4 protein-coding genes are annotated in these 21,840 nt (G+C 58.6%); 3 read left to right on the forward strand and 1 reads right to left on the reverse strand.

Going from position 1 to position 21,840, the window contains the following annotated elements:
* Window positions 1–40 precede the first annotated feature (40 nt).
* Window positions 41–16,441, reverse strand: coding sequence for a LapA family giant adhesin (locus tag HU731_RS16715; protein ID WP_217894819.1), 16,401 nt, complete (start codon window positions 16,439–16,441; stop codon window positions 41–43).
* A gap of 337 nt (window positions 16,442–16,778) precedes the next feature.
* Between HU731_RS16715 and HU731_RS16720 the strand changes: the two genes are divergently transcribed.
* Genes HU731_RS16720 through HU731_RS16730 form a run of 3 tightly spaced genes read left to right on the forward strand, consistent with a single transcriptional unit; the run spans window position 16,779 to window position 21,686 of the window.
* Window positions 16,779–18,134, forward strand: coding sequence for a TolC family outer membrane protein (locus tag HU731_RS16720; RefSeq protein WP_014716368.1), 1,356 nt, complete (start codon window positions 16,779–16,781; stop codon window positions 18,132–18,134).
* A 41-nt stretch (window positions 18,135–18,175) separates the two neighbouring features.
* The gene (locus HU731_RS16725) at window positions 18,176–20,332 is read left to right on the forward strand and encodes a type I secretion system permease/ATPase (protein WP_098952584.1); all 2,157 of its coding nucleotides are present in this window, start codon (window positions 18,176–18,178) and stop codon (window positions 20,330–20,332) included.
* Window positions 20,322–21,686 carry an HlyD family type I secretion periplasmic adaptor subunit gene (locus HU731_RS16730; RefSeq protein WP_186607927.1) on the forward strand — a complete coding sequence of 455 codons (1,365 nt, stop codon included), beginning with the start codon at window positions 20,322–20,324 and terminating at the stop codon, window positions 21,684–21,686. Before HU731_RS16725 ends, HU731_RS16730 begins: the two co-directional genes overlap by 11 nt.
* Window positions 21,687–21,840: the final 154 nt, after the last annotated feature.

Below are 21,840 nucleotides of genomic sequence, written 5' to 3' on the forward strand. Positions count from 1 at the left end.
AAAAATCGGCCGCCTGGGAGGGCGGCCGATTAATCGTGTCTTAAGTGTGGTCGATCTTGATGGTCGGGTCGGCACCACTGATCAGCGAGTTGATGCTGGTGTGGGACCAATCGTTGCCTTCCAGCTTGATCGTCACATCGGCATTGGCCAGGCCACCGGCGGCGTTGAGCTTGCCTTCACTGCTCACTTGCAGGGTCGACACGCCGTCTACCGTGGTGATCTTGAGGTAGTTGTCGATGGTGCTGTCGGTTTCACCTTTCAACAAATCGCGCAGATCAATGCGGTCGCCTTCCGAGGCCTTGAAGTCCTTGATCACATCGTTGCCGATGTCGCCAGACTTCCACACAAAGGTGTCGGCACCCGAGCCACCGATCAGGATGTCGTTGCCGGTGCCACCCAGCAGGATGTCATTGCCTTTGCCGCCATCGAGCGTGTCGTTGCCGCCCTGGCCGAACAGGATGTCATCGCCAGCACCGCCCAGCAGTGTGTCGCCGGCATCTTTGGCGCCGGAGGCGCCGAAGTCCACATAGTGCTCGGTGACGTATTGGTGAACGTTAGAGGCAGTCACTGCCGAGACAGCCACGCCGGTTTTCTGCGCGACAAAGGCCTGCAGTGCGTTGTAACCCTCGCCATTGATCCCGCTGAAACTCACCAGGTCGCCGAACAGGATGTCGTTGCCGTCGCCACCGCTGACGGTGTCCGCGCCCGGCAACGTCGCCTCGGTGTGGCCGAGGATAGCGTTGGCGAGGTCCTTCGGATCGATGTTGGCCTGTGGCTTGCCATCGCTGTCGTACGGTGCCAACTGATTCAAGCTGACCCCACTATTGAGGCCGATGGCTTCTACGCCACCTGTGGACAGACCTTTAAGCAGTGCGAACGCGCTGTTGGAGTTGAGGGTGGTGGAGTAGTCGGTATCGTATCCGAGGCCGCCTTGCACCGATATTTCATAGGTGCCATCCCCTTGGGCGTGGATGATTCCCTTGTTGTATCCCCAGCCGTAAGACCAGAGGGTCACCTTGCCGGCAGAGTTGATATCAAGGTAGTTATTCGAGTCGATGTTGATCCGGGTGGCGGTACCTATGGTGTAGTTGTTCATGGTGACGACATCATCGAGCCTGACGTTGCCGTACAAGTACGGGTTGGTCTGCTCGGACGCTTGGTAAAACGTCGGCTGACCATCGGTGATGAAGTACGTTGTATTAATAGCGCCAGTGTTGCCAGTCGCCTGGGCACTTTTGAAGAAGTTGGACGCGGCCTTGAACACGTCTTCGTAGTTGGTCCCGCCGGTAGACACCATGGAGTCCAGGACTTTCTGCAGCGAGTCCAATGCACCTGGGTCTTTCAGGTTGACTGTCACCGTGCGATTGACCTGGTCGCTGAAATCCGCCAGGAAGATATTCACAGTGCCGGAGGTGCTGGCGCCGATACTGTTTTTCAGCGAGTTGAACGTGGTAGTCAGCGAGGTTTTTGCCGCTGCTATCGAGTCCGCACCCATACTGCCCGATGTATCGATCATGAACGCGATGTTGTAGTTCTTGCCCTGCACCACGTTCAGGCCGGCGATGTCGGCCACGACGATGTCGTTGCCATCGCTGCCATTGATGGTGTCGCTGCCCGAGGTGCCGGTGACCGAATTGTAGGTCGCCGGATGCACCGTGACGGGCAATTGCGCGGTGGTGGTCGCTGAACCGCCGATGCTCTCGGTGGAAGTCGAGGTGACCGTCAGGTTGAACTGGCCGCTGTAGTAGGTCGGCGGCTTGATGGTCAGGGTGTTCAGGTCCCAGCCGGTGACATTCACTTCGCCCACGGTTTTACCCGCGGTAAAGGTGTGCCCAGACGCGTCGGTCAGTACCGAGCCTGCCGGGATGCCGCTGATCTTCACGCTCAGGGTTTCGGAGCCGTCGGTGTCGGTCAGCGCGGTGGTGACCTTGGACAGTTTAACGGTGCCGTTTTCCTGGCCTTCGTTGAGCTTGTAACCCACGTAGTAACCGTCGCCGTTGCTGCCATGCAGGTCGGACAGGGTTACGCCGGCGTTGGTCAGGTCGGTGAGGCCGGTGTACAGCGGCACGGTGCTGGTGCTCAAGTTCTGCACCGCCCCACCGTTGACCGACAGGTTGACGTCAAAGCTGCCAGGCCCCGCCTGGTTGGCCTGGTAGATCTCAAGGCTGTAGTAACCGGTGGTCGTTGGCGTGAACGTGCCGCTGAACTTGCCGCTGTTGGTACCCCACAAACCGCTGGCGACGTCTTTACCGCCAACGTTGACCACCACGCTGTCATCGGCGATCCCGCTGAAGGTGTAGCTCTTGCCCGCTTCCATGTAGATCAGGCCAGAGATCTTGGAACCAGAGCCGGCGGCGACGTTGTCGACGGACTCGACGTTGGTCACCACAGAGGTGTTGTTGGGTGTGCCCGCGTTGTCGATGGCTTTTTTCAGTACGTCTGGCGCAGCGCCGTTGCCGTTGTTTCCAAGGCCGGCGATGCTGTTCCAGCCCTGTTTGACCAGCCCGGTCGAGGCAACGCTGTTGTCGGCCACGCTGAGGGTCGGTGCGTCGGCCACTGGGGTGATATCCACTTTCACCGTGGCGCTGGTACCCAGGTCCTTGCCATCGGTTGGCTGGAACTTGAACTGCGCGTAATCCGCCTGCTTGTTACCCACGCCAGTGCCGCCATAACCGTCGGCGCCGGACTCGTTGGCATTCGGCGTAAAGCGCAGTTGGCCGCCGTCGATCTGGGCCTTGGTAAAGGTCTGGCCGCTGGTCACGTTGGTCCAGGTGCTGCCGTCCGCCGCCAGGTATTGCAGCTTGCCGGCCACCGGCAGTTCGGTGATTTTCACCCCAAGGCTGGCTTGTGGCGAGTCCACATCGCTCACGCCGAAGTTGGCCCAGGTCAGGGCCAGCGCGGTGTCTTCCGTACCGGTCACGGCACCGCCAGTGGCCACTGGCGCATCGTTGACCGCCACCACGTTGACGGTGGTGGTGGCCACGTTGGAGTAGTTGCCGCCATCGGTCACCGTCACGGTGATGGTGCGCGGCGTGGTGCTTGGGTCGTGGCTGTTGTTGGTGAACGTGATGTTCTGGATACGCTGCATGTAGTCAGCCAGCGTCGCGCTGCCGGACAACGTCAGGGTAATAGTGCCCGTCTGGTTGTTGGTGCTGACGCTGATGCCATTCACGCTATTGCCCAGGTTCAGGGCGTCACCGGCCTGTGCGTTGGTCAGCGTGACCGTCGCGCCCGTCAGCAGTGTGCTGTCTGGGTCCGTGATCTTGATATCCGTGTCGGCGATCGACACGCCCGGCCCGGCGGTACCCTCGGTAAATGTCGTCTTGTAATCGGCACCCGTGGCGCCGCTGGAGTTGTTGGCATCCAGGTCGATCACCGGCGGCGCATCGTTGTCGAGGATGTTGGTGGTGACGGTGCCTTTGTCGATCACCAGGTTCTCGAAGTTGCCTCCGGTGACCTTGTCGATGGTGATAACGATCTGTTCCGTAGGCTCGGTGATCTTGTCGTCGAGCGTGCGGATATCAAACGGCACGCTGCTGGAGCCTGCCGGGATCTTCACGGTGTACACGCCGGTGAAGTCCGAACCGTCAGTGGCGGTGCCGCTGTATTTGAGCGTCACGGTCACGTCGGTTTGCGGCGGGTTGGTCAAGGTCAGGGTGTAGTGGGCGGTGCCACCTTCAGTGACCGAACCGTCGCCCGTGATGCTGATTTTGGTGTCCGTCACTACATCCGTGACCTTGGTGACCGCAGGGTTGCCGTCAACAATCAGATGCTCGTATTTGTCGCCACCGCTGACCACGCCGGTGATCTTGGCGCTGACATCATTGGCGCCGACATAGGCATCGTTCGGTGCGGTAGCCGTCGTGAAGCTGGTGGACTTGCCGCTGCCAATGGTGATGGTCGAGCCGTTATCCAGCCTTACCACCAGGTCGGAGCCCACGTTGTTCACGGCCGCGCCGTTTTTGTCGACCAGGGACGCGGTGTAGACGATCTGCCCGCCTTCGCTGACCGAGCCAGTGGCCTTGAGCACCACGGTCACGTCATCGATGGTGTCGTTGACGGTGGTCGTGGCGCCCGCAGGAGTGATGGTCACACCCTCGAAATTGCCGCCGGTGGTGCCGGTGATCTTGACGGTCTGGGTGCTCTTGTCGATGAACACGTCATCGGTAGGCGCCGGGACGGTCACCGTGCCCACGGTCTCACCTTGCTTGATGGTGATGCTCGAACCGTTGTCGAGCTGGACCAGCATGTCGCTGCCGGCCTTGTTGCTCAAGGTGGCGGTGTAGGTGATCTGCCCGCCTTCGTTGACCGCGGTCGGGGCGGTCAGGGTGAGGGTGGTCAAATCGGTGGTGCCCGGCGTGTCGGTGACAGTGGTGTTCACCGCCGTCGTGCCCGGCACCAGGTTCTCGAAATGCTCGCCGCCGGTCACGCCTTTGATGGCGGTGGTGACGGTTTGGTCGCCTTTGTAGACATCGTTTGGCGCAAGGGTAGTGATGGAGCCACTCGACTGATTCACACCGATGGTGATGGTTTTGCCGTTGTCCAAGGTGACGGTCAGCGGGTTGGTGATGTTAGTCACCGGTGCGCCGTTTTTATCCACAAGGCTGGCGGTGTAAACGATGTTGCCGCCTTCGCCGACGGTGGTGGTGGCGGTCAGGACTACATCGACTTTATCGATGGTGTCGTTGATGGTGGTGGTGGCGCCGTTGCCTGCTACTTCGAGTTTTTCGAAGTTGCCGCCAGTGGTTTCGGTGATCTTGACCGTTTGGGTGCTCTTGTCGATGAACACGTCATCGGTAGGTGCAGGCACGGTTACGGTGCCGACGGTTTCGCCGGCTTTGATGGTGATGCTTGAGCCGTTATCCAGCTTCAAAGTGACGTCGGTGCCAGCCTTGTTGCTCAAAGTCGCGGTGTAAGTGATCTGACCACCTTCATTAACGGCACTTGGTGCAGTCAGCGTGACAGTCGTGGAGTTGTCGGTACCCGGTGTGTCCGTAACGGTGGTGTTCACCGCGGTAGTGCCCGGCACCAGGTTCTCGAAATGCTCGCCGCCGGTTACGCCTTTGATGGCGGTGGTGACAGTTTGGTCGCCTTTGTAGACGTCGTTTGGCGCTACGGTGGTGATGGAACCGCTCGACTGATTCACGCCGATGGTGATGGTTTTGCCGTTGTCCAAGGTCACGGTCAGCGGATTGGTGATGTTGGTCACCGCTGCGCCGTTTTTATCCACAAGGCTGGCGGTGTAAACGATATTGCCGCCTTCGCCAACAGTGGTGGTGGCGGTCAGGACTACATCAACTTTGTCGATGGTGTCGTTGATGGTGGTGGTTGCGCCATTGCCTGCAACTTCGAGTTTTTCGAAGTTGCCGCCGGAAGCGTCGGTGATCTTGACGGTCTGAGTGCTCTTATCGATGAACACGTCATCGGTCGGCGCGGGCACGGTTACGGTGCCAACAGTTTCGCCAGCCTTGATCGTGATCGACGAACCGTTATCCAACTTCAGCGTTACATCAGTGCCAGCTTTGTTGGAGAGCGTGGCGGTGTACGTAATCTGCCCACCTTCGTTAACAGCGTTAGGCGCTGTCAGCGTCACAGTAGTGGTGTTGTCGGTACCTGGTGTGTCCGTGACAGTGGTGTTCACCGCCGTAGTACCCGGCACCAGATTTTCAAAGTGCTCGCCACCGGTCACACCCTTGATAGCGGTGGTGACAGTTTGGTCGCCCTTGTACACGTCATCAGGAGCAAGAACCGAAACGCTACCGCTCGACTGATTTACGCCGATAGTGATGGTCTTGCCGTTGTCCAAGGTAACGGTCAGCGGATTAGTGATGTTAGTCACCGGCGCACCGTTTTTATCCACAAGGCTAGCGGTGTAGACGATGTTGCCGCCTTCGCCAACGGTGTTGGTGGCAGTCAAAACCACATCAACCTTGTCGATGGTGTCGTTGATCGTAGTGGTCGCACCGCTGCCTGCGACTTCCAGTTTTTCGAAGTTGCCGCCGGAAGCGTCGGTGATCTTAACGGTCTGAGTGCTCTTATCGATGAACACGTCATCGGTCGGCGCGGGCACGGTTACGGTGCCAACAGTTTCGCCAGCCTTGATCGTGATCGACGAACCGTTATCCAACTTCAGCGTTACATCAGTGCCAGCTTTGTTGGAGAGCGTGGCGGTGTACGTAATCTGCCCACCTTCGTTAACAGCGTTAGGCGCTGTCAGCGTCACAGTAGTGGTGTTGTCGGTACCTGGTGTGTCCGTGACAGTGGTGTTCACCGCCGTAGTACCCGGCACCAGATTTTCAAAGTGCTCGCCACCGGTCACACCCTTGATAGCGGTGGTGACAGTTTGGTCGCCCTTGTACACGTCATCAGGAGCAAGAACCGAAACGCTACCGCTCGACTGATTCACACCGATGGTGATGGTTTTGCCGTTATCCAAGGTGACGGTCAGCGGGTTGGTGATGTTGGTCACCGGCGCGCCGTTTTTATCCACAAGGCTGGCGGTGTAAACGATATTGCCGCCTTCGCCAACGGTGGTAGTGGCGGTCAGGACGACATCGACTTTGTCGATGGTGTCGTTGATCGTAGTGGTCGCACCGCTGCCTGCGACTTCCAGTTTTTCGAAGTTGCCGCCGGAAGCGTCGGTGATCTTGACGGTCTGAGTGCTCTTGTCGATGAACACGTCATCGGTAGGTGCAGGTACGGTTACGGTGCCGACGGTTTCGCCAGCCTTGATGGTGATGCTTGAGCCGTTGTCGAGTTTCAGCGTGACGTCGGTGCCGGCCTTGTTGCTCAAGGTCGCGGTGTACGTGATCTGGCCGCCTTCGTTAACGGCACTTGGCGCAGTAAGCGTCACGGTAGTGGTGTTATCGGTACCCGGTGTGTCCGTAACGGTGGTATTCACCGCCGTAGTGCCAGGGACCAGGTTTTCGAAATGCTCGCCGCCGGTCACGCCTTTGATGGCGGTGGTGACGGTTTGATCGCCTTTATAGACATCATCCGGAGCAAGAACCGAAACGCTACCGCTCGATTGGTTTACGCCGATGGTGATGGTTTTGCCGTTATCCAAGGTAACGGTCAACGGGTTGGTGATGTTGGTCACCGGTGCGCCGTTTTTATCCACAAGGCTGGCGGTGTAGACGATGTTGCCGCCTTCGCCAACGGTGGTGGTGGCGGTCAGGACGACATCGACTTTGTCGATGGTGTCGTTGATCGTGGTGGTTGCGCCATTGCCTGCAACTTCCAGTTTTTCGAAGTTGCCGCCGGAAGCGTCAGTAATCTTGACGGTCTGGGTGCTCTTATCGATGAACACATCATCAGTAGGCGCAGGGACGGTTACGGTGCCAACCGTGTCGCCAGCCTTGATCGTGATCGAAGAGCCGTTATCCAGCTTCAAGGTGACGTCAGTACCGGCCTTGTTGCTCAAGGTTGCGGTATACGTGATCTGGCCACCTTCGTTAACGGCACTTGGCGCAGTCAGCGTAACGGTGGTGGTGTTATCTGTACCCGGTGTGTCCGTAACGGTGGTGTTCACCGCGGTAGTACCAGGCACCAAGTTCTCGAAATGCTCGCCACCGGTCACACCTTTGATGGCGGTAGTGACAGTTTGATCGCCCTTGTACACATCATCCGGTGCGATGGTGGTGATAGAACCGCTCGACTGATTCACACCGATGGTGATGGTCTTGCCGTTATCGAGGGTAACGGTCAACGGATTGGTGATGTTGGTCACCGGCGCGCCGTTTTTATCCACAAGGCTGGCGGTGTAGACGATGTTGCCGCCTTCGCCAACAGTGGTGGTGGCCGTCAGGACTACATCGACTTTATCAATGGTGTCATTAATCGTAGTGGTCGCGCCGCTGCCTGCGACTTCGAGTTTTTCGAAGTTGCCGCCGGAAGCGTCAGTGATTTTGACGGTCTGGGTGCTCTTATCGATAAACACGTCATCGGTAGGCGCAGGCACGGTTACGGTGCCAACCGTGTCGCCAGCCTTGATGGTGATGCTTGAACCGTTGTCGAGTTTCAGCGTTACGTCAGTGCCCGCTTTGTTGGAGAGCGTGGCGGTGTACGTAATCTGCCCACCTTCGTTAACAGCGTTGGGCGCTGTCAGCGTCACAGTAGTGGTGTTGTCGGTGCCCGGTGTATCCGTAACGGTGGTGTTCACCGCCGTAGTACCAGGCACTAGATTTTCAAAGTGCTCGCCGCCGGTCACACCCTTGATGGCGGTGGTGACGGTCTGGTCGCCTTTGTACACATCATCCGGCGCGATGGTAGTGATGGAGCCGCTCGACTGATTTACACCAATGGTGATGGTCTTGCCGTTGTCCAAGGTGACGGTCAACGGATTGGTGATGTTAGTCACCAGCGCGCCGTTTTTATCCACAAGGCTGGCGGTGTAGACGATATTGCCGCCCTCTCCAACGGTGGTAGTGGCGGTCAGAACCACATCGACTTTGTCGATGGTGTCGTTGATGGTGGTGGTCGCGCCGCTGCCTGCAACTTCCAGTTTTTCGAAGTTGCCGCCAGTGGTTTCGGTGATCTGTACGGTCTGGGTGCTCTTGTCGATGAACACATCATCGGTAGGCGCAGGCACGGTTACGGTGCCGACGGTTTCGCCAGCCTTGATCGTGATCGACGAACCGTTATCCAACTTCAGCGTTACATCAGTGCCAGCTTTGTTGGAAAGCGTGGCGGTGTACGTAATCTGTCCACCCTCGTTTGCTTCGGCCGGAGCCGTCAGCGTTACGGTGGTCGTGTTATCGGTGCCTGGGTTATCGGTAACAGTGGTATTCACTGCCGTAGTGCCAGGGACCAAGTTCTCGAAATGCTCGCCGCCGGTCACGCCTTTGATAGCCGTGGTGACGGTCTGGTCGCCCTTGTACACATCATCCGGCGCTACGGTTGTGATGGAGCCGCTCGACTGATTCACACCGATGGTGATGGTCTTGCCATTGTCCAACGTCACGGTCAGCGGGTTGGTGATGTTGGTCACCGGCGCGCCGTTCTTATCCACAAGGCTGGCGGTGTAGACGATGTTGCCGCCTTCACCAACGGTGGTGGTGGCCGTCAGGACCACATCAACCTTGTCGATGGTGTCGTTGATCGTGGTCGTTGCGCCGTCGCCTGCCACTTCCAGTTTTTCGAAGTTGCCGCCAGCGGTTTCGGTGATCTTGACCGTCTGGCTGCTCTTATCGATGAACACATCATCGGTAGGCGCTGGCACGGTCACGGTGCCAACAGTGTCGCCCGCTTTGATGGTGATCGACGAGCCGTTATCCAGCTTCAAGGTGACGTCAGTACCGGCCTTGTTGCTCAAGGTCGCGGTGTAGGTGATCTGACCACCTTCGTTAACGGCATTTGGCGCAGTCAACGTGACAGTCGTAGTGTTATCGGTACCCGGTGTGTCAGTCACAGTCGTGGTGACTTTATCAGTCCCTGGAACCAGATTTTCAAAGTGCTCGCCACCGGTCACGCCTTGGATGGCGGTAGTGACAGTCTGATCACCTTTGTAGACGTCATCCGGTGCAAGAACCGACACGCTAGCGCTCGATTGGTTTACGCCAATGGTGATGGTTTGGCCGTTATCCAGAGTCACGGTCAGCGGGTTGGTGATGTTGGTCACCGGCGCGCCGTTTTTATCCACAAGGCTGGCGGTGTAGACAATGTTGCCGCCTTCGCCAACGGTGGTGGTGGCCGTCAGGACCACATCTACCTTGTCGATAGTGTCGTTGATGGTGGTGGTCGCGCCGTTGCCTGCTACTTCGAGTTTTTCGAAGTTGCCACCAGTAGTCTCAGTGATCTTGACCGTCTGGGTGCTCTTATCGATGAACACGTCATCGGTAGGCGCAGGCACGGTCACAGTGCCAACAGTGTCGCCGGCCTTGATGGTGATCGACGAGCCGTTATCCAGCTTCAGCGTTACATCCGTGCCCGCTTTATTGGAAAGCGTGGCGGTGTAAGTGATCTGACCACCTTCGTTTGCTTCGGACGGCGCCGTCAGAGTCACGGTGGTGGTGTTGTCGGTACCGGGGGTATCGGTGACAGTGGTGTTCACCGCCGTAGTACCCGGCACCAGGTTTTCAAAGTGGTCACCGCCGGTCACGCCTTTGATAGCGGTGGTAACGGTTTGATCGCCTTTGTACACATCGTCTGGCGCTAGGGTGGTGATAGAGCCGCTCGACTGATTCACACCGATGGTGATGGTCTTGCCGTTATCCAAGGTGACGGTCAACGGGTTGGTGATGTTAGTCACCGGCGCACCGTTTTTACCCACAAGGCTAGCGGTGTAGACGATATTGCCGCCTTCGCCGACGGTGGTGGTGGCCGTCAGGACCACATCAACCCTGTCGATCGTGTCGTTGATCGTGGTCGTTGCGCCGTTGCCCGCAACTTCCAATTTTTCGAAGTTGCCGCCAGTGGTCTCGGTGATCTGGACGGTCTGGGTGCTTTTGTCGATGAACACGTCATCGCTAGGCGCAGGGACAGTCACAGTGCCAACGGTCTCGCCAGCCTTGATCGTGATCGAAGAGCCGTTATCCAGCTTCAAGGTGACGTCAGTACCGGCCTTGTTGCTCAAGGTCGCGGTGTAAGTGATCTGCCCACCTTCGTTCGCCTCGCTCGGCGCTGTCAGCGTAACGGTGGTGGTGTTATCGGTGCTCGGTGTGTCCGTAACGGTGGTGTTCACCGCGGTAGTACCAGGCACCAGGTTCTCGAAATGCTCGCCGCCGGTCACGCCTTTGATGGCGGTGGTGACGGTCTGATCGCCCTTGTAAACGTCATCAGGAGCAAGAACCGAAACGCTACCGCTCGATTGGTTTACGCCGATGGTGATGGTCTGGCCGTTATCCAAAGTCACGGTCAACGGGTTGGTGATGTTAGTCACCGCTGCGCCATTTTTATCCACAAGGCTGGCGGTGTAGACGATATTGCCGCCTTCGCCAACGGTGGTAGTGGCCGTCAGAACTACATCCACCTTGTCGATGGTGTCGTTGATCGTGGTGGTCGCACCGTTGCCCGCAACTTCCAGTTTTTCGAAGTTGCCGCCAGTGGTCTCAGTGATCTGGACGGTCTGGGTGCTTTTGTCGATGAACACGTCATCGGTAGGCGCAGGCACGGTCACAGTGCCAACAGTGTCGCCGGCCTTGATGGTGATCGACGAGCCGTTATCCAGCTTCAAGGTAACGTCAGTACCGGCCTTGTTGCTCAAGGTCGCGGTGTAGGTGATCTGACCACCTTCGCTCGCCTCGGTCGGAGCCGTCAGCGTCACGGTAGTGGTGTTATCGGTGCCCGGTGTATCAGTAACGGTGGTGTTAACCGGGGTAGTACCTGGAACCAGATTTTCGAAATGCTCGCCGCCGGTCACGCCTTTGATAGCGGTGGTGACAGTTTGATCGCCCTTGTACACATCATCCGGCGCGATGGTGGTGATAGAGCCGCTCGACTGATTTACGCCGATAGTGATGGTCTTGCCGTTGTCCAAAGTAACGGTCAGCGGATTAGTGATGTTAGTCACCGGCGCACCGTTTTTATCCACAAGGCTAGCGGTGTAGACGATGTTGCCGCCTTCGCCAACAGTGTTGGTGGCAGTCAAAACCACATCAACCTTGTCGATGGTGTCGTTGATCGTGGTCGTTGCGCCGTTGCCTGCAACTTCCAGTTTTTCGAAGTTGCCACCAGTGGTCTCGGTGATCTTGACAGTCTGGGTGCTCTTATCGATGAACACGTCATCGGTAGGCGCAGGTACAGTCACAGTGCCAACAGTGTCGCCAGCCTTGATCGTGATGCTTGAACCGTTGTCGAGTTTCAGCGTTACGTCAGTGCCCGCTTTGTTGGAAAGCGTGGCGGTGTACGTAATCTGCCCACCTTCGTTCGCCTCGCTCGGCGCTGTCAGCGTAACGGTGGTGGTGTTATCGGTGCCTGGGTTATCGGTGACAGTAGTGTTCACTGCCGTCGTACCAGGGACCAGGTTTTCGAAGTGCTCGCCGCCGGTCACGCCTTTGATGGCGGTGGTAACGGTTTGATCACCTTTGTACACATCATCCGGTGCGATGGTGGTGATAGAGCCGCTCGACTGATTCACACCAATGGTGATGGTTTTGCCGTTATCCAAGGTGACGGTCAACGGGTTGGTGATGTTGGTCACCGGCGCGCCGTTTTTATCCACAAGGCTGGCGGTGTAGACGATATTGCCGCCTTCGCCAACGGTGGTGGTGGCTGTCAGGACAACATCGACTTTGTCGATGGTGTCATTGATCGTAGTGGTCGCGCCGCTGCCTGCGACTTCCAGTTTTTCGAAGTTGCCGCCAGTGGTCTCGGTGATCTGGACGGTCTGGGTGCTCTTATCGATAAACACGTCATCGGTAGGCGCAGGGACGGTCACGGTGCCAACGGTCTCGCCAGCCTTGATTGTGATCGCCGAGCCGTTATCCAGCTTCAAGGTGACGTCAGTACCGGCCTTGTTGCTCAAGGTCGCGGTGTAAGTGATCTGACCACCTTCGCTCGCCTCGGACGGAGCTGTCAGCGTAACGGTGGTGGTGTTGTCGGTACCCGGTGTGTCAGTCACGGTTGTGGTGACGTTATCGGTACCTGGAACCAGATTTTCAAAGTGTTCGCCGCCGGTTACGCCTTTGATGGCGGTGGTGACGGTTTGGTCGCCTTTGTAAACATCATCAGGAGCCAGAACCGAAACGCTACCGCTAGTCTGGTTTACGCCAATGGTGATGGTCTGGCCGTTATCCAAAGTCACGGTCAGCGGGTTGGTGATGTTGGTCACCGGCGCGCCGTTCTTATCCACAAGGCTGGCGGTGTAAACGATGTTGCCGCCTTCGCCAACAGTGTTGGTGGCAGTCAGAACCACATCGACTTTGTCGATGGTGTCGTTGATCGTCGTGGTTGCGCCATTACCTGCAACTTCCAGTTTTTCGAAGTTGCCGCCGGAAGCGTCGGTGATCTTGACGGTCTGAGTGCTCTTATCGATGAACACGTCATCGGTAGGCGCAGGCACGGTCACAGTACCGACGGTGTCGCCAGCCTTGATGGTGATCGAAGAGCCGTTATCCAACTTCAGCGTTACATCAGTACCGGCTTTGTTGCTCAAGGTCGCGGTATAGGTGATCTGGCCACCCTCATTCGCTTCGGTCGGAGCTGTCAGCGTTACGGTAGTGGTGTTATCGGTGCCCGGTGTATCAGTAACGGTGGTGTTAACCGGTGTAGTACCTGGAACCAGATTTTCAAAGTGCTCGCCGCCGGTCACGCCTTTGATAGCCGTGGTGACGGTCTGGTCGCCCTTGTACACATCATCAGGAGCCAGAACCGAAACGCTACTGCTCGATTGGTTTACGCCGATGGTGATGGTCTGGCCGTTATCCAAAGTTACGGTCAACGGGTTGGTGATGTTAGTCACCGGCGCGCCGTTCTTATCCACAAGGCTAGCGGTGTAGACGATGTTGCCGCCTTCGCCAACGGTGGTGGTGGCCGTCAGGACCACATCTACCTTGTCGATAGTGTCGTTGATGGTGGTGGTCGCGCCGCTGCCTGCGACTTCGAGTTTTTCGAAGTTGCCGCCAGTAGTCTCAGTGATCTTGACCGTCTGGGTGCTCTTATCGATAAACACGTCATCGGTAGGCGCAGGCACGGTCACAGTGCCAACGGTGTCGCCAGCCTTGATAGTGATCGAAGAGCCGTTATCCAGCTTCAACGTGACGTCAGTACCGGCCTTGTTGCTCAAGGTCGCGGTGTAAGTGATCTGACCACCTTCGCTCGCCTCGGACGGAGCCGTCAGCGTTACGGTAGTAGTGTTATCGGTACCCGGTGTATCAGTAACGGTGGTGTTAACCGGCGTAGTACCTGGAACCAGATTTTCAAAGTGCTCGCCGCCGGTCACACCCTTGATAGCAGCAGTGACGGTCTGGTCGCCTTTATAAATATCGTCTGGCGCCACGGTAGTAACGGTGCCGCTGGATTGATTAACACCGATAGTAATGGTCTGACCGTTATCCAAAGTGACGGTCAACGGGTTGGTGATGTTAGTCACCGGCGCGCCGTTCTTATCCACAAGGCTGGCGGTGTAGACGATATTGCCGCCTTCACCAACGGTGGTGGTGGCCGTCAGAACCACATCGACTTTGTCGAGGGTGTCGTTGAACGTGGTGGTTGCGCCATTGCCTGCAACTTCCAATTTCTCGAAATTGCCGCCAGAGGTCTCAGTGATCTGGACGGTCTGCGTGCTCTTGTCGATGAATACATCATCGCTAGGCGCAGGGACAGTTACGGTGCCAACGGTCTCGCCAGCCTTGATGGTGATCGAGGAGCCGTTATCCAACTTCAGCGTGACATCAGTGCCCGCTTTATTGGAAAGCGTGGCGGTATACGTCACCTGACCACCTTCGTTCGCCTCGGTTGGGGCTGTCAGCGTCACAGTGGTGGTGTCGATCGAATCGGTAATGGTGGTAACCGCTGGCGTGGTGCTCGGCACCAGGCTCTCGAAATTGCCGCCAGTCGCGCTCGTGATCGTCGTACTGACGGTGCTGCCGTTGACGTAGACGTCATTAGCCGGCGTATCAACGACAACGCTGCCTGTCGACTCACCGGCCTTGATGGTGATCACCGAGCCATTGCTCAAAGTGACGTTCACCGGCGTCTGCGCCGGGTTGGTCAGGGTGGCGGTGTAGGTGATCTGGCCGCCTTCAGTCACGGTCGAACCTGCGGTCAGAGTGACCGTGGTGGTATCGATCGAATCGGTAATGGTGGTGACCGCAGGCGTGGTATTCGGTACCAGATTCTCGAAGTTACCGCCCGTTGCACCGGTGATGGTGGTGCTGACGGTCGAGCCATTGTTGTAGACGTCGTTAGCTGGCGTATCAACGACAACGCTACCCGTCGACTCACCGGCCTTGATGGTGATCACCGAGCCATTGCTCAAGGTGACGTTCACCGGCGTCTGTGCCGGGTTGGTCAGGGTGGCGGTGTAGGTGATCTGGCCGCCTTCGGTCACGGACGAGCCAGCGGTCAGGGTGACCGTGGTGGTGTCGATCGAATCGGTAATGGTGGTGACTGCTGGCGTGGTATTCGGTACTAGGTTCTCGAAGTTACCACCCGTTGCACCGGTGATGGTGGTGCTGACGGTCGAGCCATTGTTGTAGACGTCGTTGGCTGGCGTATCAACGACAACGCTACCCGTCGACTCACCGGCCTTGATGGTGATCACCGAGCCATTGCTCAAAGTGACGTTCACTGGCGTCTGTGCTGGGTTGGTCAGCGTGGCGGTATAGGTGATCTGGCCGCCTTCGGTCACAGTCGAACCAGCGGTCAAAGTAACCGTGGTGGTGTCGATCGAATCGGTAATGGTGGTGACCGCAGGCGTGGTATTCGGTACCAGATTCTCGAAGTTACCGCCCGTTGCACCGGTGATGGTGGTGCTGACGGTAGAGCCATTGTTGTAGACATCGTTAGCCGGGGTATCAACGACAACGCTGCCTGTCGACTCACCGGCCTTGATGGTGATCACCGAGCCATTGCTCAAGGTGACGTTCACCGGGGTCTGCGCCGGGTTGGTCAAGGTGGCGGTGTAGGTGATCTGGCCGCCTTCGGTCACGGTCGAACCAGCCGTTAGAGTGACTGTGGTGGTGTCGATGGTGTCGGTGATCTGCGTTACGGCCGGGTTAGGGTCGATGGTCAATACCAGGTTGCCGCCACCGGTGGTGCCCGTAACGCCCACGCTGATCTGGCTCGGGTCGTTGTAGGGGGTGTCGTTAGGGGCCAGGGGAGCGTTGACCGTACCGGTCAGTTGGCCTGACGGGATGGTAATCACCGCGCCATTGGTCAAGGTGATGGTCAGGTCGCTGGTGGAGGGCCTGGTCACGGTCGCGGTGTAGGTCAGCACACCACCGGCTTCGGTGATGGTGGGGGTTGCGCTCAGGGACAGGGTCGAAGGCTGCAGCACCAGGTTGCCCGCGTCAGCGGAGCCTGGGGCACCGGTCAGCGCGTTGAGAGCCGAAGTGCCCTGGCCAAGCGTGCCGGTGGGGAAGCCGATGGTGGGATCGACGCGGCCGGCGGTCGCATCCAGCACCACGAAGCTATGGCCACCCCCGGCAGCGCCGTTACCGGCAGCGTTTGCGCCGGCGGCGGTGGCTTCCAGCTCGGTGGTCGGGTCGGCGCCAGCGGCGATGGCTTGTTGCAGCTCAGCCACCGAGGGCGCGGCTTGCTCGCTGGCCGCTGCCAGGTCGGCGGTGGAGTCCGGCATATCGGCGCTCCACTGAGTGTCACGGCCCAGGTCCAGGATGCGGCCGTCGGCCAGTTCCAGGCTCACGGCGCCCGACATACCGGTGTCGATCTGGTCGCCCGCGAACAAGCGATCACCTTCAATGAGGACGCGGCGAGCACCTTCCGGAGAAATTACGAAAACTTGACCAACAATGCTTTTGACGGTGGCAACAACACTGCTCATTAAAATTTTCTCCGGCGATCCGTTTCGACAAATCCATTTCGCAGCGCGCTATTAGCGCTGCCAATCTGGGGGGCGTAGTCTATAAATGCATTGACGTCAAATATTTGGCTTGATTTTTTAGCTATCTAGTTTGTGCCAAACTATTGACCTTATGGGCGTCATCCTAAACAATCGCCCTAGTAATGTCACATTGATATTTATGCGGCGAACCGTCCTACATGTGTGAAGCAGTTCCGCTTTTTGAACTTTCCGACGTACGGTCATTACGGTAGCCATTATCCGACGCAGCGGTGCTAATCGCTGTGATTTGAGACAAGAAGTCTTGGGGAAATTTTAAATGCGTCTGCACCTGTTCAAGGCAATACCGTTCGCTCTCGCCGCCAGTTTCGTACAAGCCCAGACACTGCCCCAAGCCATGCAACAGGCATTGGATGTACACCCGGAAATTCAGGCGGGTGTTAACAGCCGCATCGCCGCCGATTACCAATTGCGCGCCGCACAAGGTGGCTACCTGCCGCGTGTCGACCTGAACGCGGGTTACGGCCGCCAAGGAACCGACAACGCCACCACCCGCGCCAACAACCCTGGCGGCAATCACTGGGACACGCTCAACCGCGGCGAATCCAGCCTGCGCCTGCAGCAAATGATTTTTGACGGTTTTGCTACCTCCAGCGAAGTCGGGCGTCAACAAGCCAACGTTAATTCCCGCGCTTACTCCTTGCTGGGGACTTCCGAGCGCACCGCGCTGACCGTTGCCCAGGTTTACCTGGAAGTATTGACCCGCCGTGAGTTCGTGCGCCTGGCCGAAGACAACCTGCGTAACCACGAGCGCATTTACGACCAAATCAAGTTGCGCACCGAGCGCGGCGTCGGCAACGGTGCCGACCAGGACCAGGCCGAAGCGCGCCTGGCCCAGGCCCGCAACAACTTGATCACCGAGCAGACCAACCTGGCCGACGCGCAGGTCAACTACCTCAGCGCCGTCGGCCAGATGCCCGACGAACTCGAACGTCCGGCCCCGTTCATGGCCATGCTGCCAGCCGACCTGAACGAAGCGCGCCGCCAGATGCTCGACAACAGCCCGGTGCTGCGTTCGGCCGAGTCGGATATCTCTGCCGCCGAGAAGCAGTACGACGCTGCCAAATCTACCTTCTACCCACGCTTTGACGCTGAGCTGGGCACCAACGCCGACAACAACGTCTCCGGTGATCCCAACCACAGCAATGGCTGGGAAGCCATGGTGCGCATGCGCTTCAACCTGTTCGCCGGTGGTAGCAACAAGGCCGACCTGCAGTCGAAGTCCTACCAGGCCAACCAGGCGCTGGACATCCGCAACAACGCCTTGCGCCAACTCAATGAAGAGCTAGGCTTGGCTTGGAACGCCCTGAACAACGCCAATGCGCAATTGCCGGTCGCCCAGCAGTACGTGGATCACAGCACCCGCGTACGCACGTCCTACCAGCAACAGTTCAGCCTTGGTCAACGTACTCTGTTGGATTTGCTCGACAGCGAGAATGAATTGTTCACTGCTTCCCGCCGCCTGGAAGAAATCAAGAACATTCAGTTATTTACTCAGTACCGAATCAAGGCGACCATGGGCGAATTGCTCAAGAGCCAGGGAGTGGTTGCACCAATGGCCTCCGTCGTGCAGAACGACGTGAAACCTAAAGTCCAACTGCCTGGGATGAATTGAGCCACCCCAATAGCCCCATCTGTTAGTCGAGAGTGCGCCGCGTGGAACCTGAAGTCAGTCGAGTTCATCTCAGTCATGATCCACGCGCACTGCACGATGACCCGTTACTCGACGGGTTGTTGGCACTCTGCGCCCTGCATCAGAAACCGGCCAGTGCGGCCATGCTCACCACCGGCCTGCCGCTGCCTTCGCAACGGTTGAGTGCCGAGTTGCTGTCGCGTGCCGCTGCGCGGGCCGGGCTGCAAGGCCGCCTGCTGCAACGTAAGCTGGATCAGATCCCGACCATTGCATTGCCGGCGTTGCTGTTGCTCAAGGACGGTCGCAGTACTGTGCTGGTCGGCTGGCAAGGCGAAGATGAAGCGCGGATCCTGCTCAGTGAAAGCGACGGCGGTGAAGTGCTGATCAAGCGCGAAGCATTGGCCGACGACTACATCGGCAAAGTCTTCTTTGCACAGCCGCAACACAAATTCGACGTCAACCACGGCAGCCTGATTCCACGGGCGCGCTCGTGGTTCCGTGACACCCTCATGCGTTCGCGCTGGCTCTACACCGACGCCATCGCCGCCAGCTTCCTGATCAACATCATCGCCATGGCCGCGCCGCTGTTCGTGATGAACGTGTACGACCGCGTTGTGCCGAACCAGGCCACCGCCACGCTGTGGGTGCTGGCCGTGGGCATCTGTGGTGCCTACCTGTTCGACCTGATCCTCAAAAGCCTGCGCAGCCTGTGCCTGGACCTGGCCGGTAAAAAAACCGACCTGATCATCTCGGCCACGTTGTTCGAGCGCATCGTCGGCATGTCCATGAAGTACCGCCCGGCGCGGGTCGGCAGCTTCGCGCAGAACATCCACGAGTTTCAAAGCCTGCGCGACTTCCTCGCGTCGCTGACGCTCACTAGCCTGATCGACCTGCCGTTTACGCTGCTGATTTTCCTGGTCATCGCCATCCTCGGCGGGCACCTGGTGTGGATTCCGGTATTGGCGTTCCCACTGGCCCTGGGCATCGGCTACGCCTTGCAAAAGCCCCTGGTCGCGACCATGGAACGCACCATGGCGCTGGCCGCCGAGCGCCAGTCGAGCCTGATCGAAACCCTCGCCGGGCTCGATGCGGTCAAGGTCAACAACGCCGAGAGCGAGCGTCAGTACGGCTGGGAACAGACCATCGGCACCCTGAGCCGGCTTGAGCTGCGGGTGAAGTTGCTGTCGGGCCTGTCGATGAACATGACCCTGCTGATCCAGCAACTGGCTGGCGTAATCATGATCGTATTCGGCGTGTACCAGATCATCGACGGCAACCTCAGTATGGGCGGCCTGATTGCCTGCTACATGCTCAGTGGCCGCGCCTTGAGCCCGCTGGCCTCGTTGTCGGGCCTGCTCACGCGCTACCAGCAAGCCAAGGTCACCATGACCTCGGTGGACCAGATGATGGAGCTGCCCCAGGAGCGCAACTTCGAAGAGCGCCCCATGAGCCGTCGCACCCTGCAAGGCGCCATCGAGTGCCGGGGCCTGAACTTCACTTACCCGAACCAGCAGAACCCGGCACTGAAAAACATCAACCTGGTGATCAAGCCAGGGGAAAAAATCGGCATCATCGGCCGCAGCGGCTCGGGCAAAAGCTCCCTGGCCAAGCTGATCGTCGGCCTTTACCAACCCGATTCTGGCTCTTTGCTGGTAGACGGCGTGGACGTGCGCCAGATCGACGTGAGCGAGCTGCGCCACAACATCGGCTATGTGGCCCAGGATATTCAATTGCTGGCCGGCACCCTGCGCGACAACCTGGTCAGCGGTGCGCGTTACGTCGAGGATGAAATGGTCCTGCAAGCTGCCGAACTGGCCGGCGTGCACGAATTTGCTCGTCTGCATCCCCAAGGCTACGAACTGCAAGTCGGCGAGCGTGGGCAGAACCTGTCCGGCGGCCAGCGCCAGAACGTCGCCCTGGCCCGTGCGCTGCTGCTCAACCCGCCCATGCTGTTGCTGGACGAACCCACCAGCGCCATGGACAACACCGGTGAAGAACGCTTGAAGCAACGCCTGCAAGCCGTGGTGCAAAACAAGACCGTGGTGCTGGTCACGCACCGAGCCTCGCTGCTTTCCCTGGTCGACCGCCTGCTGGTGGTCGACCGTGGGCAAATTCTCGCGGACGGCCCGAAAGCCGTGGTCATGGAAGCGTTGAAGAAGGGGCAGATCAGTGTTGCTTAACTCCATCAAGAGTGCGGTCGGCCGCTACTTCAAGGGCTCAGATTCGCTGCAGGGCCAGCCGCTGCCCGAGGTCAACAAGGCGCTGATCGAAGATGCCCCGCGGGTGATCCGCCTGACCATCTGGGCGATCATCGCGTTCTTTGTATTCCTGGTGGTGTGGGCCGGTTTCTCCCAGATCGACGAAGTGACCCGTGGCGACGGCAAGGCGATTCCGTCGTCCAAGCTGCAGAAAATCCAGAACCTGGAAGGCGGTATCGTTGCCGAGCTGTACGTCAAGGAAGGCCAGATCGTAGAGGCCGGCGCGCCGTTGATTCGTCTCGACGACACGCGGTTTGTCTCCAACGCCGGGGAAACCGAAGCCCTGCGCCTGGCCATGCAGCTACGCGTCGAGCGTTTGAGCGCGCAGGTGGATGACCGCCCGCTGAACATCCCCGACGACGTGCTCAAGGCCGCGCCGAGCCAGGCCGCCAACGAGCGCTCCCTGTATGAAAGCCGCCGCCAGCAGTTGAAAGACGAAGTCGGCGGCTTGCAGGAGCAACTGGTACAGCGCCAGCAGGAACTGCGCGAGTTCACCTCCAAGCAGGGCCAATACCGCAGCCAGTTGTCGCTGCAACGCCAGGAAATCAACATGTCCGAGCCGCTGGTGGCCCAGGGCGCGGTGTCGCCGGTGGAAGTGCTGCGCCTCAAGCGCGCCGAAATGGAAACCCGTGGGCAGTTGGACGCCACCACCCTGGCAATCCCGCGTGCGGAATCAGCGATCAAGGAAGTGCAACGCAAGATCGATGAAACCCGTGGCAAATTCCGCAGCGAAGCCCTGACCCAACTCAACGAAGCCCGCACTGAGCTGAACAAGGCCGAGTCCACTGGGCGCGCGTTGGAAGACCGAGTCAGCCGCACCCTGGTCACCTCGCCAGTGCGCGGGATCGTCAAGCAATTGCTGGTCAACACCGTTGGCGGTGTGATCCAGCCGGGCAGCGACATGGTCGAAATCGTGCCGCTGGACGACACCCTGCTGGTAGAAGCCAAGATCCGCCCGCAAGACATCGCCTTCCTGCACCCAGGGCAGGAAGCGGTGGTCAAGTTCACCGCCTATGACTACACCGTCTACGGTGGCCTGAAGGCCAAGCTCGAACGCATCGGTGCCGACACCATCACTGATGAAGACAAGAAGACCACCTACTACATGATCACCCTGCGCACTGACCGCAGCCATCTGGGCACCGATGAAAAGCCGCTGCTGATCATCCCCGGTATGGTTGCTTCGGTGGATATCATCACCGGCAAGAAAAGCATCCTCAGCTACCTGCTCAAGCCGATCATCAAGGCGCGGGCAGAGGCGTTGCACGAGCGTTGATCTTTATCGCCGTACTGATGCCTTCGCGAGCAAGCCCGCTCCCACTTTGGAATGCTTTCCAAATGTGGGAGCGGGCTTGCTCGCGAAAGGGCCATCAGCGCCACCGCGTATAAAATGCCTACCTCAAAACGCGATATCCATATGCTCTAACAGT

It is taken from the genome of Pseudomonas salmasensis (genome assembly GCF_014268375.2).
GTDB lineage: Bacteria > Pseudomonadota > Gammaproteobacteria > Pseudomonadales > Pseudomonadaceae > Aquipseudomonas > Aquipseudomonas salmasensis.